This is a genomic window from Achromobacter semiaridum (assembly GCF_053543755.1).
In genome coordinates this window covers 21,054-35,640 of the sequence record NZ_JBLVOL010000040.1, presented here as the reverse complement: position 1 = coordinate 35,640, position 14,587 = coordinate 21,054, and the positions used below count along the sequence as shown (strand labels likewise).

The 14,587-nt window shown below is 65.6% G+C and carries 15 protein-coding genes; 6 read left to right on the top strand and 9 right to left on the bottom strand.

Features of this window, described 5'->3' with window-relative positions; genetic code table 11:
- Positions 1 to 28 precede the first annotated feature (28 nt).
- Positions 29 to 835, top strand: coding sequence for an ABC transporter ATP-binding protein (locus ACNPP0_RS12620; RefSeq protein ID WP_332613173.1), 807 nt, complete (start codon positions 29 to 31; stop codon positions 833 to 835).
- Positions 805 to 1,533, top strand: a complete 729-nt coding sequence (locus tag ACNPP0_RS12615) for an ABC transporter ATP-binding protein (protein ID WP_332613172.1) — start codon at positions 805 to 807, stop codon at positions 1,531 to 1,533. Before ACNPP0_RS12620 ends, ACNPP0_RS12615 begins: the two co-directional genes overlap by 31 nt.
- A gap of 19 nt (positions 1,534 to 1,552) precedes the next feature.
- Here ACNPP0_RS12615 and ACNPP0_RS12610 read toward each other — a convergent pair whose 3' ends face one another.
- The 7 genes from ACNPP0_RS12610 to ACNPP0_RS12580 form a co-directional block, all read right to left on the bottom strand.
- Positions 1,553 to 3,112, bottom strand: a complete 1,560-nt coding sequence (locus tag ACNPP0_RS12610) for an acetolactate synthase large subunit (RefSeq protein WP_448706063.1) — start codon at positions 3,110 to 3,112, stop codon at positions 1,553 to 1,555.
- 195 nt (positions 3,113 to 3,307) lie between these two features.
- The gene (locus tag ACNPP0_RS12605; protein ID WP_442880398.1) at positions 3,308 to 4,060 is read right to left on the bottom strand and encodes an amino acid ABC transporter ATP-binding protein; all 753 of its coding nucleotides are present in this window, start codon (positions 4,058 to 4,060) and stop codon (positions 3,308 to 3,310) included.
- Between the two features lie 4 nt (positions 4,061 to 4,064).
- Positions 4,065 to 4,757, bottom strand: a complete 693-nt coding sequence (locus ACNPP0_RS12600) for an amino acid ABC transporter permease (RefSeq protein ID WP_006222809.1) — start codon at positions 4,755 to 4,757, stop codon at positions 4,065 to 4,067.
- A 31-nt stretch (positions 4,758 to 4,788) separates the two neighbouring features.
- Positions 4,789 to 5,577, bottom strand: coding sequence for an ABC transporter substrate-binding protein (locus ACNPP0_RS12595; RefSeq protein ID WP_448706062.1), 789 nt, complete (start codon positions 5,575 to 5,577; stop codon positions 4,789 to 4,791).
- Positions 5,578 to 5,634: 57 nt separating this feature from the next.
- On the bottom strand, positions 5,635 to 6,543 hold the full coding sequence (locus ACNPP0_RS12590) for an arginase family protein (protein ID WP_448706064.1): 909 nt from the start codon (positions 6,541 to 6,543) through the stop codon (positions 5,635 to 5,637).
- A 282-nt stretch (positions 6,544 to 6,825) separates the two neighbouring features.
- Positions 6,826 to 7,692, bottom strand: coding sequence for an IclR family transcriptional regulator (locus tag ACNPP0_RS12585; protein ID WP_448706061.1), 867 nt, complete (start codon positions 7,690 to 7,692; stop codon positions 6,826 to 6,828).
- Positions 7,693 to 7,850: 158 nt separating this feature from the next.
- Positions 7,851 to 8,873, bottom strand: coding sequence for an amino acid ABC transporter substrate-binding protein (locus tag ACNPP0_RS12580; RefSeq protein WP_332613165.1), 1,023 nt, complete (start codon positions 8,871 to 8,873; stop codon positions 7,851 to 7,853).
- Between the two features lie 354 nt (positions 8,874 to 9,227).
- On the opposite strand from ACNPP0_RS12580, the gene ACNPP0_RS12575 reads away from it, so the two are divergent.
- The 4 genes from ACNPP0_RS12575 to ACNPP0_RS12560 are packed head-to-tail and all read left to right on the top strand — an operon-like array spanning position 9,228 to position 12,457.
- On the top strand, positions 9,228 to 10,247 hold the full coding sequence (locus tag ACNPP0_RS12575) for a Bug family tripartite tricarboxylate transporter substrate binding protein (protein ID WP_332613163.1): 1,020 nt from the start codon (positions 9,228 to 9,230) through the stop codon (positions 10,245 to 10,247).
- A 51-nt stretch (positions 10,248 to 10,298) separates the two neighbouring features.
- Positions 10,299 to 10,979 (top strand): 3-oxoacid CoA-transferase subunit A, encoded by a 681-nt coding sequence (locus tag ACNPP0_RS12570; RefSeq protein ID WP_332613161.1) that lies wholly within the window; start codon positions 10,299 to 10,301, stop codon positions 10,977 to 10,979.
- Positions 10,980 to 10,988: 9 nt separating this feature from the next.
- Complete coding sequence (locus ACNPP0_RS12565) at positions 10,989 to 11,630, top strand: 3-oxoacid CoA-transferase subunit B (protein WP_046804421.1); 642 nt, start codon at positions 10,989 to 10,991, stop codon at positions 11,628 to 11,630.
- A complete protein-coding gene (locus ACNPP0_RS12560; protein ID WP_332613157.1) occupies positions 11,630 to 12,457 on the top strand; it encodes an IclR family transcriptional regulator domain-containing protein in 828 nt (275 codons plus the stop codon). The genes ACNPP0_RS12565 and ACNPP0_RS12560 overlap by 1 nt, the downstream gene beginning before the upstream one ends.
- 201 nt (positions 12,458 to 12,658) lie before the next feature.
- Here the strand turns inward: ACNPP0_RS12560 and ACNPP0_RS12555 are convergent, their stop codons facing one another.
- Entirely contained in the window at positions 12,659 to 13,717 is a 1,059-nt protein-coding gene (locus tag ACNPP0_RS12555; RefSeq protein WP_448706060.1) for an L-threonylcarbamoyladenylate synthase, read from the bottom strand.
- Positions 13,718 to 13,796: 79 nt separating this feature from the next.
- Positions 13,797 to 14,587, bottom strand: a 791-nt coding sequence (locus tag ACNPP0_RS12550) for a 5-(carboxyamino)imidazole ribonucleotide synthase (protein ID WP_448706059.1), incomplete at its 5' end; no start/stop codon positions are given.

Here is a 14,587-nt window from a genome sequence, read left to right as displayed (position 1 = left end):
GTCCGCTTGCCGGTTCAAGGAGAACCCCATGTCTGATCTTCTGCTTGCCGCCTCGGGCGTTACGCGGCGGTTTGGCGGGCTGACCGCCGTGAACGGCGTGTCCCTGTCGCTGGCGCGCGGGCAGGTGCACGCCGTCATCGGCACCAATGGCGCCGGCAAGTCCACGCTGATCAACATTCTGTCGGGCGAGCTTGCGCCAAGCAGCGGGCAGGTCATGCTGGGGGGACGGGACATTACCGCCTGGCGTCAACCCCAACGAGCCCGCGCCGGACTGGGCCGCAGCTATCAGCGGTCCACGTTATTCCCCGAGTTAAGCGTGTTCGAGAACTGCCGCCTGACCGCGCAGGCGGCGCGTCAGCGCTTCTGGCATTGGTGGCGCCCAGCCGCCGATTGCCGCCGCAGCGCCGAGTTGGCGCACCACGCGCTGGAACGCACCGGCCTGGCCGGCGATGCCGCGCACACGGCGGGCCTGCTGCCGCACGGCCGCAAGCGCCAGTTGGAAATTGCCATGTGCCTGGCGGGCGAGCCACAGGTGTTGTTGCTGGACGAGCCCCTGGCCGGCATGGGCCCGGAAGAAACCGACCGCATCCTGGACCTGCTGCAAACATTGAAGGCGGGCCACGCGATCCTGCTGGTCGAACATGACATGGACGCCGTCTTCCGAATCGCCGAGACCATTACGGTAATGGTCAACGGCAGCGCCATCGCCAGCGGCCCGCCCAACGCCATTCGCGCCAACGCCGACGTGCGCACCGCGTACCTGGGCGAAGACGCCCACCCCGCCCACGCTGAAGGAGCCGCCGCATGCACGCCAACGCAAACCACGATGCGCTGATCCAGGCCGGCGGTCTGCACGTGTATTACGGCGCCAGCCATGTGCTGCGCGGCATCGACATGCACATCGCGCGCGGCGAATCGGTCGGGCTGGTAGGCCGCAACGGCATGGGCAAGACCACATTGATCCGCAGCCTGATGGGCCAGGTCAAGAGCACGCGCGGCCAAGTGCGCGTGGCGGGGCGCGATTGCACACGCGCGCCCGCGCACGCCATTGCGCAACTGGGGGTGGCCTATGTACCCGAAGGCCGGGGCATATTTCCCAACCTGAACGTACGTGAAAACCTACAGGTGGCGGCGCGTGCCGGCGTGCGCGGCGGGCGCGACTGGACTTACGCGCGCGTGCTGGAGACCTTTCCCCGGCTGCGCGAAAGGCTCGGCCACGGCGGGCAGCAACTATCGGGAGGCGAACAGCAGATGCTGGCCATCGGACGCGCGCTGATGACCAATCCGGATGTGCTGATCCTGGACGAAGCCACCGAAGGGCTGGCCCCGCTGATCGTGGCCGAGATCTGGCGCATCATCCGCGAGATCCGCTTGACCGGCATGTCCACGCTGATCGTCGATCGCAACTACCGCGCAGTGCTGGAACACACCGACCGCTGTCTGGTGATGGAAAAGGGCGTGATCGTTGAAGACGGCGACAGCGCGTCGCTGGCCCGGCAACCGGAACAGCTGACGCGCTATCTGGGCGTATAGGCGTACGCGCCCCCCTTTTTCAGATGATGGCTTCGATCAGGAACGGGCCACGGCGCTTGAGGCCGTCGGCCAGCGCGCGGGCGAAACCTTCCACCGTGTCCACGCTGACGGCCTCCACGCCCATGCCGCGCGCCAGGTGCGTCCAGTCCAGGTAGGGCTCTTCCAGATCCAGCATGCGGCGCGCATTGCGGCCGGGTTCCTTCACGCCCACGTTTTTCATTTCGCCATGCAACGTGGCGTAGGACCGGTTGGCCAGGATCACCGTCAGGCAGTCCAGGTTTTCGCGCGCCTGCGTCCACAGCGCCTGCAAGGTGTACATGCCGCTGCCGTCGGCTTGCAGCGTGATGACCTTGCGGTCCGGGCACGCCACGGCCGCGCCAGTGGCCAGCGGCAGGCCGATACCGATTGCGCCGCCCGTCAGCATCAGCCAATCGTGCGGAGCGCTGCTGGTGCTGTAGATCGGAAATTCGCGGCCCTGCGTGATGGACTCATCGCACACGATGGCCTGTTCGGGCAAGGTATGCGCGACCAGGATGTTCACGGCGGCGCCCGTCAGCTTGCCCGAGGACGGCACCTCATAGGCGGCGGCCGGCGTGGCCAGACGCGGCGCGTCGGCGGCAATGCCCAGTTCGTCGGCCAGCCATTCCAGCGCGTGGGCCAGGTCTTGTTCGGCCGAGGCCAGCACCACCTGGTTGCTGTCGGCCGGGGCCAACAAGCTGGGCTTGCCCGGGTAGGCAAAAAAGCCCACCGGCGCCTTCGCCCCCGCCAGCACCAGATGCTTGACGTCTTTCAGCTTGGCCACCGCAAGATCAATCGGGTACGGCAGACGATCGACCGGGGTGCGCGCGCCGCCGCGCTCGATGCGGCGGTTGGACGTTTCGGACATCAGGCGCACACCCGTCGCGCGGGCGATTCGCCCGGCGGCGTTCAGCGCCCGTTCGCGCAGCGCGGCGCCACCCAGCATCAGCACCGTGACTTCGCCCGAGCGAATCGCGGCGGCCGCCGCGCGCACGGCTTCGGCAGAGGTCCGCGCCAGTGGCGCGTCCTTGACTTGTACAGGCGCGGGCGCGTTGTCGGGCAGATCGGTCCAGGCGGTGTCGGCGGGCAGGATCAACGTGGCGATGTTGCCGGGCGCCTGGCGCGCCACGCCGATGGCTTCGGCGGCGTCCGCCGACACGGCGGCGGCCGTCATCGTGCGCTTGACCCAATGCGACATCGGCCGCGCCACGCCTTCCACGTCGCTGGTCAGCGGCGCGTCGTATTGCACGTGATAGGTGGCGTGGTCGCCCACGATATTGACCATGGGCGTGCGCGCGCGCTTGGCGTTGTGCAGGTTGGCCAGGCCGTTGCCCAGGCCCGGTCCCAGGTGCAGCAAGGTGGCGGCGGGCTTGTCCGCCATGCGCGCGTAGCCGTCGGCAGCGCCCGTCACCACGCCTTCGAACAGGCCAAGCACGCACCGCATCCGGGGCTTGCGATCCAAGGCCGCGACGAAGTGCATTTCAGACGTGCCGGGGTTGGCAAAACACACGTCCACATCGTTGGCCAGCAAGGTATCGCAGAGACTGTCAGCGCCGTTCATGATTTTCCCTAGTCGTTTTCAATGGCGATGCGGGCGCATGCGCGCCCGCCTGATATGCATGATAGGTAGCGTATCAAAAACGCGATAGACCCATTTCAGCTTGCGGGCATGGAACCATTCCCGGATATGCCCGCAGCGTTCCGCCAGCCGGAATTAGCGCTGGCATAAGCGCCGTTCCGCCGGCAACCCGCAACATCAGGCCAATATCTGCCCCAGGAACGCCTGCGCCCGTTCCGAGCGGGGGGCGTTGAAGAAGTTCTCCGGCGTGTCGGCCTCTACGATGGCCCCCTGGTCCATGAAGACCACCCGATCGCCCACCTCCCTCGCAAAACCCATTTCGTGCGTAACGCAGACCATGGTCATGCCGTCTTTGGCCAGCGCGACCATGGTGTCCAGCACTTCCTTGACCATCTCGGGGTCCAGCGCCGACGTGGGTTCGTCGAACAGCATGATCTTGGGCTGCATGCACAAGGCCCGCGCGATCGCCACGCGCTGCTTCTGGCCGCCCGAAAGCTGGCCAGGATACTTGTCGGCGTGCTGCGGAATGCGCACCCGTTCCAGATATTCCATGGCGCGCGACCGGGCTTCGTCCGCCGGCACGCCCTTGACCAGCAGCGGAGCCAGCGTGCAGTTCTCCAGTACCGTCAGATGCGGAAACAGGTTGAAGTGCTGGAACACCATGCCGACTTCCGCGCGGATGCGCTCGATGTTCTTGACGTCTTCGTTGAGCTCGATGCCGTCGACCACGATGCGGCCCTTCTGGTGTTCCTCCAGCCGATTCAGCAGGCGGATCGTCGTGGATTTTCCCGAGCCGGACGGCCCGCAAAGGATCAGCTTCTCGCCGGGCGACACTTCCAGCGCCAGGTCGTTCAGCACCTGGAAGTCTCCATACCATTTGCTGACGCCCTGCATCGTGATGATGGGCGCCAAGGCAGTCGTTGCATTCATCGTTTCAAGCCTTGGAAATATCGTGGTTTTCGCCGGCGCCGCTCCAGTAGCCCGGCACCGTCAAACGCTTTTCGGACCGACGGAACAGGTACGACAGCACGCTGCACATGGCGAAATAGATGACCCCCACCATCGTGTAGACCGTCAGTGCCTGGAAGGTCGCACCGGCCAGCATCTCGCCCGCCCGCATCAGCTCGTACACGCTGATAACGGCCACCAAAGAGGTCTCTTTGATCAGCACCAGCGCATAGTTGCCCAAGGCCGGGAAGACCGTGCGCAGCGCTTGCGGCAACACGATGCGACGCAGCCGCTGCACCTTGCGCAGACCCAGCGCGCGCGCCGCCTCGTACTGGCCCGTGTCCACCGACTGGATGCCGCTTCTGAACAGTTCGGCCAGGTACGCGCCGAAGTTCAAGGTCAGGCCCAGCACGCCCGCGACAAAGCCGTTGATCACCACGCCCATCTCGGGCAGCCCGTAGTAGATGTAGAACAATTGCAGCAACAACGGCGTGCCGCGGATCACCTCGATGTAGAACCGCGCGCCACGGCTCAACAGGCGCGAGGGGGACAAGCGGCACAAGCAGACGACCAGGCCCAACGCCACCGCCAGAAAAGCCGAACAGAAAAACAGCGCCAGGGTCCAGACCGTGCCCTCGGCCAGCGGGGTCAGGTACATGCGCAGCGTAGCGAGATCCAAGTCGTGCTCCTTATCCGTGCCGTAACGGCGCTTACTTGCTGATGAGGTCGGACACACCCCACTTCTTTCCGATGGCGGCCATTTCGCCGTTCGCCTTCATATCGGCAATCGCCTTGTTGACGGCTTCCAACAGCGCGGTATTGCCCTTTTGCACGGCCATGCCTACCTGCCACGTGCGTTGCGGCTGGTAGCCCGTATCGAGCTTCACGCCCGGGATGTTCTTGGTCTGGATTTGATAAATGATGCTGGGCGGGTCCACGATGCCCAGGTCGACGCGGCCGGCGCGCACATCGGCCAGCAAGGTTGAATAGTCCTGGTAGGTCGTGACTTTTGTGCCCGGCATGTCCTTGATCATGTTGAACTGGACGGAATCCACCAGCACGCCTACCCGCTGCCCCTGCATGTCTTCAAACCTGGCGTACTTCTTGGTTGCCTTGTCGCTGACCACCACGCCCTCGCCCCACCCGTAGACGGGGACCGAAAAGTCGATGGCCTTGGCGCGTTCTTCGGTAATGAACAGCGGCGCCGACATGACGTCCGCCCGCCCCGACGTCAGCGTGGGGATAAGGCCGGAAAAGGGCACGTCGGACAGCTTGTCCGATACCTTCAGGTGCTTGGCCACGCCCGCCGCCACGTCCACCATGATGCCTTCCAGCTGGTTGGACTTGGGATTCTTGAACCCGTGCGGCGGCGCCGATGCCGTGGTGACGACGGCCAGGCTTTTATCATTGCGCACTTCGTCCAGCGTGCGCGCCTGCGCGCCGGTTTGAATCAACAGGCCGGCGGCCGCCAGGCCCAGCAGAATGGCTTTGAATGTCATCGTTTTTCCCCTTGGATGAATGAATGCCGCGAATGTTGGTGATGCAAACGCCTCGGCTCAGGCCGGACGCCCTTGCGGGTATTGCTGCACTGCCACCGCCGCCAGGGCGAAGAATTCCTGCATTACGGTGGCAGCCAGGAAGGCCGTGGCTCCCTGCACGTCTTGCGGCGGCGACACGGTATTGATGTCGAACGCCACGAAGTTCAAGCCGGCAAGCTGACGCACCAGCGCCAACCCTTCCTTGGCCGACAAGCCTCCCCACTCCGGCGTGCAGACTCCGGGCGCACAAGAGGGGTCGAAGATGTCCATGTCAAAGCACAGGTACACCGGGCGCTGGCCGATACGCTGCTTGATGTCCGCCAGCGTGCCCTTCTGGTCCTGGTCGAAGTCGTCGTAGGGGACGATCGTGTAGCCGACCTCGCGCCCGAACTCCAGCACCCCGGGCATGAAGGAACTGCCGCGCGTGCCTACGTGAAAGCTGGCCGCGACGTCCAGCAGACCCTCTTCGGCGGCGCGCGTGAACGTGGTGGCCGTGTTGTAGCCGGCGATGGGATAGGTGTCGGTGTGCGAATCGAAATGCAGTACGACGAAATCCGGATGGCGGCGCCCCACCGCACGCAACTGCGGCAACGTCACCGCGCCGTCACCGCCCATCGAGATGGGGATGGCGCCGGCGTCCAGGATGGCGCCGATGCCGGCTTCGATCAGCGGGTACGAGGCGTCGGGGTCTCCCGGGTGGCAAGCCACGTTACCCACATCGATGGCGCGCAGGAATTCAGGAGGGCTGTCGATGCCATGTCGGCGAAAGATGTCGACGGGGCGGAGCAAGCGGGATTGTTCGCGGATCGCGTCGGGCCCCTGCCGCGATCCCACGCGAAAGGGGTGCGTGCCGCAATCAAAAGGAACGCCCACCACGCACGCGCGTGGCTTGCCCGCTTCGGACTCGCGGACCGATGGCAAGCCCATGAACCCGGCTACGGGGTTGAAATTGAAATCAGATGACTGCGGCACAGCGCGGCTCCTGGGCTTGCCCGTCGGCGATATGCGGACGTTGCGATATTTAGATTCAATCGAATCGCTATGCGATACGATCGTGTCGTAAATAGATTAGCAGGCAAAAAGTCGGCCGGCCTATTAGGGAGTTCCCCCTAGAGGCGCGCAATTACTTGAGTAGATTAGTGGGGATTAAAGGGGAATGCGCCCCGTCGTGGCGCGCGGCGTGCACTGAAATCGGGCGCGCGGCAGGGATCAGGCCTCGTCGTCGGGCAAGGGCATCGCCCCGCGCAACGCGCCGCCCGGGGGTTCCATCAAGTAGAAGGGATGCGTACGGCCCAAGGTGCGCGATGCACTGATAGCCTGCGCGGTCTCCACCACTTGCGGGCCGAACACGGCTTGCGCCTGTTCAAAAGACCAACGGCTGGAAGGCACGGACACGTTCACGGCGCCCAAGGGCGTGCCGCCGGCATCCAGGACCGCCGCGCTGACCGTGATGTCGCCGGGGTAAAACTCGCCGTTGGACCTTGCATAGCCGTGGCGCCGGGCGAACTCGAGTTCGGCCAGCAAGGCATCCATGCGGGTGATCGTATTTGCCGTGAAAGGCTTGCGGTCGCAGCGTTCCAGCAAGTCTTGCGCAACGCCGGGGTCCAACCTGGCCAGCACCGCGCGCCCCGCTGCCGTGCAATAGAAAGGCAAGCGCATGCCAACCGGCATGTTCACGAACATTTCCTTGTGGGTGGCAAAGCGCGCCACATAGACCATGTCCAGACCGTCCGGCTCCGCCAGGCTGCACGTCTCCTGGCTGTTGCGGTTCAGCGTGTGCAGGAACGGGTTTCCGCCTAGCACCAGCGGGCTGGTCTGCACGTAGTGCATGCCCAGCTCCAGCGACCAGGGCGCCAGCGAGAACTTCTTGGTGACGGGGTCCTTGCGCAGGTAGCCCAGCGTCCAGAGGGTGTGGGTAAAGCGCTGAACGGCGCTTTTACCCAGGCCCGTGGCCTCGGCCAGCTCCGGCAGCGTCATGGCGGGCTCCCCTTCGTTGAATGCCCTTAGCACCGAAATGCCGCGCGCCAGCGCGGCAATGAACAAAGGGGAATCCTCGGGATGTGGCGTCGATGTCATGGCGCAGCGGGTGCAGGGGAAAGCGCATAGCGTACCGCATAACGGTTCGCTTATATCGCATGGCGATTGAGGTGAATACAGGTCCCGCACTTTGCCATCATCGCCCGCACAAGAAAAAATGGCCTGCATGCGCAGGCCATCTTGTCAGTGTGGCGTCGTCAGCGGATCGGCCATGGATACATGGCGCCGCCGTTGGTCCACAGCGCGTTGGTGCCGCGTTGCAGGCCCAGCTTGCTGTCCTTGCCGACGTTGCGTTCGAACACTTCGCTGTAATTGCCCACTGCCTTGATGGCGTTGTAGGCCCATTTTTCATCCAGCCCCATGTTCTTGCCCGCCCCCGGCGTCACGCCCAGGATGCGGGAAACGTTGGGGTTGTTGCTTTTCAGCATCTCGTCCACGTTCTTTTGCGTGATGCCGTATTCCTCGGCTTCCAGCAGGGCAAACAGCGTCCAGCGCACGATGCCCAGCCAGTTTTCGTCGCCCTGGCGCACCATGGGCCCCAGCGGTTCCTTGGAAAAACGTTCGGGCAGGATTTCGTAATCGTCGGGCTTGGCGACCTGCGTGGCGCGCACGGCGGCCAGTTGCGAAGCGTCGTCGGTGAAGGCGTCGCAGCGGCCGGATTCGAAGGCGCGCACCACCTCGGTGACCTTGTCGATCACCACCGGTTTGAATTCGATCTTGTTGGCGCGGAACCAGTCGGCCAGGTTCAGTTCGGTGGTGGTACCCGGCTGCACGCAGACCGTGGCGCCGTTCAGTTCCTTGGCGCTTTTGACGCCCAGCTTCTTGTTGACCAGGATGCCTTGGCCGTCGTAGAAGCTGGCCGCCACGGCGGACAACCCCAGCGAGGTATCGCGCGTTTGCGTCAGCGTGACGGTGCGCAGCAGCACGTCGACTTCGCCCGACTGCAAGGCGGTGAAGCGTTGCTGCGTGGATAGCGCGGTGCCCTTGAATTTGGTGGGGTCGCCGAATACGGCTGCGGCGACGGCGCGGCAGATGTCCACGTCCATCCCTTCCCATTCACCCTTGCTGTTGGTGGCCGAGAAGCCGGAGACGCCATCGGTCAAACCGCATTGCACGAATCCCTTTTTCTTGACCGCATCCAGCGTGGGGCCGGCAACTGCCGCCTGGGACGCACAAGCCAGGGCCAGGGCGCCGGCTGCAAACAAAGTTGACCGCTTCATTGATGCCTCTCCTGAGAGTGATGTCCGCACCGGCTTGTAAGACGGCGGCGGCTGAAACCAGGCCCGGCTTTACAGGGCCGGCCGCCAGATTACGCCATGTCCACGGCGTGAACAACGCGGCTTTCCCTAGAGGAAACCCCAAGGATGACAAGGTTGATAGATTCCCGCCTTTTGTTCGATGACCGAACTTTATCGGCCCCCTACGCCCCATGGGGCGGGCCCCTGCATGCCATACTTTTTTTGCGTCGATGTCCGATACGCGGCATCGCCGCCCCAGCCCTAAAACGCCGAGCGCGCCACATAAAAAACCCGGCGCGCATCGATATTCGGTCGCTTCATGGAGGAGACAAATCCATGGCACATGTTTGCAAATCGCAGCCCCGCCGCAATGCCGTCGCCCCGCGCCGCCTTGCCCTGAAAACCGTGTTGTGCTCGGCGCTGGCCGCCGTCGGCATGATGGCCGGCCCCGCGCATGCCGCCGACGACTGGCCCACCAAGCCCATCAAGATCATCGTGCCCTACACGCCGGGCGGCTCCACCGACATCGTCACCCGCATCGTGGTGGAAAAGCTGGGGCCGCGCCTGGGCCAGACCATCATTGTGGAAAACAAGCCGGGCGCGAACAGCAGCGTGGGCTCGGCCATGGCGGCCAAGGCTGACCCGGACGGCTACACCTTTCTGGCGATGCTTCCCGCGTACCTGGTCAATTTCCACCTGTACAAGCTGAACTTCAAACCCACCGACCTGGTGCCCGTGGTGCAGATGGCCGACCTGCCGCTGTTCCTGTTCGTGGCCGAAGAGGTCCCCGTCAAGACCGTGGCCGAGCTCGTGGACTATGGCCGCAAGCACCCCGACAAGCTGACTTATGCCTCCAGCGGCACGGGGTCGAACGCGCACCTGACCGGCGCCATGTTCGCCTCGCAGAACAAGATTGCGATGACGCACGTGGCCTACAAGGGAAGCGCGCCGATTCTGACCGACCTGCTGGGCGGGCGCGTGTCCATGGTGTTCGACCCCATTCTGGTGCCCATGCAGTACGTGAAGCAGAACCGGCTGAAGGCGCTGGCCTTCACGGGTAAGGAACGCTGGCCCGACGAGCCCTCCATTCCGACCATGGGCGAAGCCGGCCAGCCGGGCTTTGAAACGGGCTCGTGGGCGGGCCTGCTGGCGCCGGCCAACACGCCCCAGCCGATCATCGACCGCATGGCGCGCGAGATCGCCGAGGTGGTCAAGGACCCCGAGGTCAAGCGCAAATTCGTGGACGTGGGCTTCATGCCGGTGGGCGGCACGACCGCGCAATTCGCCGACCTGATGCAAAAAGAGTCGGCCCGCTACGCCGAGGTCATCAAGCAGGTCGGTATCACCGCGAACTGAAAGGCGGCGGGCGCCGGCAGCGCCGCGCGTCCGCCCGATCGGAGTTTCACCATGATCAACAAGTTCATCGACACCCCCGAGGCCGCGGTCTCGGACATCCACGACGGCGCCACGGTGCTGATCAGCGGCTTTGGCGGCGCGGGCATGCCCACCGAACTGATCCACGCGCTGATCGACCAGGGCGCGCGCGAGCTGACCGTGGTCAGCAACAACGCGGGCAATCGCGAAACCGGCCTGGCCGCGCTGATCAAGGCGGGCCGCGTGCGCAAGGTGATCTGCTCGTTTCCAAAGGCGTCGCACTCGTGGGTCTTTGACGACCTGTACCGGCGGGGCGGCATCGAACTGGAATGCGTGCCGCAGGGCACCATCGCCGAACGGCTGCGCGCGGCGGGCGCTGGGCTGGGCGGGTTCTTCACGCCCACCGCCTACGGCACGGAACTGGCGGCGGGCAAGGAAACCCGCATCATCGACGGACGCGGCCACGTATTCGAAACGCCGCTGCATGGCGACTTTGCGCTGGTCAAGGCCGACCAGGGCGACCGCTGGGGCAACCTGACTTATCACAAGAGCGCGCGCAACTTCGGCCCGATCATGTGCATGGCGGCCAAGACCACCATCGTGCAGGTGCGCGCCAAAGCCGACTTGGGTGAATTGCCGCCCGAAGCCATCGTCACGCCCGGCATCTTCGTCAAGCGCATCACCGAGGTGGCCAACGCCGCCTTTTCCAGCTGAGGCCCACGTATGTACCAACCCCTGACCCGCGAGGCCATGGCGCGCCGCCTGGCCCTGGATATTCCCGACGGCAGCTACGTCAACCTGGGCATCGGCATGCCGGTGCTGGTGGCCGCTTGCCTGCCCGACGATCGCGAGATCGTGCTGCATAGCGAAAACGGCATCCTGGGCATGGGCCCGCCGCCTTCGGAAGACGCCATCAACCTGGACCTGATCAACGCCGGCAAGCAGCCGGTGACGCTGCTTGCCGGCGGCGCGTATTTTCACCACGCGGATTCGTTTGCGATGATGCGCGGCGGCCATCTGGACATCTGCGTGATGGGCGGCATGCAGGTCGCGGCCAACGGCGACCTGGCCAACTGGTCGCTGGCCAAGCCGGGCGAGGCGCCCGCCGTGGGTGGCGCAATGGACCTGGCGGTGGGCGCGCGCAGCGTGTTCATCATGATGGAACACAACAGCAAGAACGGGGATCCAAAAATCGTCGAACGCTGCACCTATCCGCTGACGGGCGCGGGCGTGGTTGACCGCATCTACACGGATTTAGCAGTGATCGACGTGACGCCGGACGGCCTGGTTGTTCGAGATATGATCGACGGCATGACGCTGACTGAACTGCAAGGACGCACCGGCGCGCCGCTGCGCGCGGGCTGATGCTGCCCAACCTGCCTCCCCCCGGCTACGCGCTGCCGCTGGCCGAGGACGAACATCCCGACCAGTTCCGTGGCGACCCGGACTACATGCTGACCCTGGCGCGCGGCCTGCACGTGATCCGCGCGTTCGGCACGCGCCGCCATCCGCAAACCGCCGCCGAACTGAGCCGCCGCGCCGGGCTGCCGCGCGCCGTGGTGCAGCGCTGCCTGCACACGCTGGTGCTGCTGGGCATTGCCGAACAGCACGGCAGGCTATATGTGCTGACGCCGCGCATCCTGGGCCTGGGCTACGCGTATTTCTCATCCACGCCGTTCGTGTCGCTGGCCCAGCCGGTGCTGGAAGAGCTAAGCGCCACGGTCAACGAAACCTGCGCGCTGGCCATCATGGAAGGCAACGAAATGCTGTACCTGGCGCGTTCGGAAGTGAACCGCCTGCTGGCCACATCCATGGGTCTGGGCAGCCGCCTGCCGGCGTATTGCACATCGATCGGGCGCGTGCTGCTGGCGCAATTGCCCGAGCCCGCGCTGGCCCGCTACTTCGCCGCCACGCCCTTGCAGCCCTACACGGAATTCACGCTGACCACCGAAGCCCGGCTGCGCGCGGAACTGGCGCGCATTCGCGACCAGGGTTACGCGGTGGTTGACCAGGAATTGGAATTGAACGTGCGCGCGATTTCGGTGCCGGTGCGCTCGGCCAGCGGCAAGGCGTGCGGCGCCGTGAACGTCAGCGTCAAGGCCGCGCGCGTGCCGTTGGCGCGCCTGACGGACGAATTCCTGCCGCCGCTGCGGCAGGCGGTGGAACGGATCGGGGAATTCCTGGTGGCATAGGAGGCTGAACGCGCGGCCCGGGCAAGGCGGCCGATGCGGCTAAGCAGGACAGGCCCGATCGAACCCGACCGGTTCGAGCCCTTCTGTTCCAGCCCTTCTGTTCCTGCCCTTCTGTTCCAGCCGTTCTGTTCCAGCCCTTCTGTTCGAGCCCTTCTGTTCGAGCCCTTCTGTTCGAGCCCGTTCTTTGAAGCGCGCCTGCCCCTACGAAGCCAGGTCGGTGGTATCCAGCGTGAACGCCGCGGCCGCGCGGCCGATGCGATCGTTGACGGCGTGCCAGGCGTCGGTGGCAGGCGGCGCCTGCACGATGATGCGCGCATAGCCCTGCTTGTCCAAATCCCGCAACAAGCCATACAGCGCCTGCGCATAACGCGCCGGGTCCGCCGGCACGGCGTGCCATTGCAGGCGCGCATCCAGCGTATCGGGCTGATCGCCATACGCCACCACCACCACCTTGCCGGGCGGCAGGTTGCGGCCTTGCGCCACGTCGCGCAGGCGGCCGTCGGATGCCAGCTCAAGCGGGGTGCGCGGCGCGTAGTGGGCCTTCAGCGTGCCCGAGGCGCGCGGCGCGGCGGCATCCGGTGCAAACACCTGCACGCCCAGCACGGCTTCGATCTGCGCGGCGCTGATATGGCCCGGGCGCAGCAGCACGGGGCCCGCGCCACGATCCAGGCGCGACAAATCAAGAATGGTGGATTCGATGCCCACTTCGGATGCGCCGCCTTCCAGCACCGGCATGCCGGCCGCGACTTCATCAGGAAATTCGGCGCGCACATGGTCGGCGCGCGTGGGCGATACCTGCCCGAACTTGTTAGCCGATGGCGCCGCCACGCCGCCCTGCCCGTTCGGCTTGCCCGCCGCGAACGCCGCCAGCAGCGCCTGCGCCACGGGATGCGACGGGCAGCGGATGCCGATACTGTCCTGCCCACCGCTGACCGTGTCGGCGATATGCGGCGCGCGCTTTAGGATCAGCGTCAACGGGCCGGGCCAGAACGCGTCGATCAACAGGCGCGCCTCGGGCGGCACGTTGGCCGCCCAATAGCCCACGTCGCCCGTGGGCGCAATGTGCACGATAACGGGGTGGTTCGACGGCCGGCCCTTGGCTGCGTAGATCTTGGCCACCGCCTGCGGGCTTTGCGCATCCGCGCCCAGGCCATAGACGGTCTCGGTCGGAAAGGCGACCAGCTCACCGTCCAGCAGGCGTTGCGCGGCGTGGGCAATTTCCGCGTCGCTGGCGGAGTCGGGCGGGGACAAGGAGGACATCGGGATCGTCGCGGGTGGCTCGGGGTGACTCGGCGTTATTCGGGCGTGACTCGGGCGTGACTCGGGGATGACTCGGGCGTTACTCGGGCGCCTGCATGCCCAGCGCGGCAGCTACGCTGGCGGCATCGCTGCGGGCCTGCTCCAGCGTGGGCGCCACGATGGTGATGTGCCCCATCTTGCGGGCGCGCCTAGCATCGCGCTTGCCGTACAAATGCAGCTTGGCCGTGGGCACCGCCAAGGCCGCTGCCCAATCGGGTTCCCGCTGCTGCGTGGCCGCGGGCGATTCGTACCAGATGTCGCCCAGAATATTCAGCATGACCGCGGGCGCCAACAGCGCCGTGCTGCCCAGCGGCAAGCCGGCCATCGCACGCGCCTGCTGTTCGAACTGGCTGGTGACGCAGGCGTTCATCGTGTAGTGACCGCTGTTGTGCGGGCGCGGCGCGATCTCGTTGACGATCAAGCTGCCGTCTTTCAGCACGAAGAATTCCACGCACAGCACGCCGTGATAGCCCAGGCCTTGCGCGATGGATTGCGCGGCTTCGGTCGCGCGGGCCTGCCGTTCGGCATGCGCGGCGTCCGACTGCACGGGCGCGGCGGTCGACACCGCCAGGATGCCGTCGCGGTGCACGTTGCGCGCCACGGGGAAGACGACGCTTGCGCCATCGAACCCGCGCGCCAGCACCACCGAGATTTCGTAATCCAACGGCATCAGCGCTTCCAGCACGCAGGCCACGCCGCCGAATTCGGCGAAGGCGGCCAGCGCTTCGTCACGCGTGCTGATGCGGGCCTGGCCCTTGCCGTCGTAGCCCAGGCGCGCCACTTTCAGGATGCCGGGGAACAAGGCGTCGGGCGCGGCGCGCCCGTCCGCCT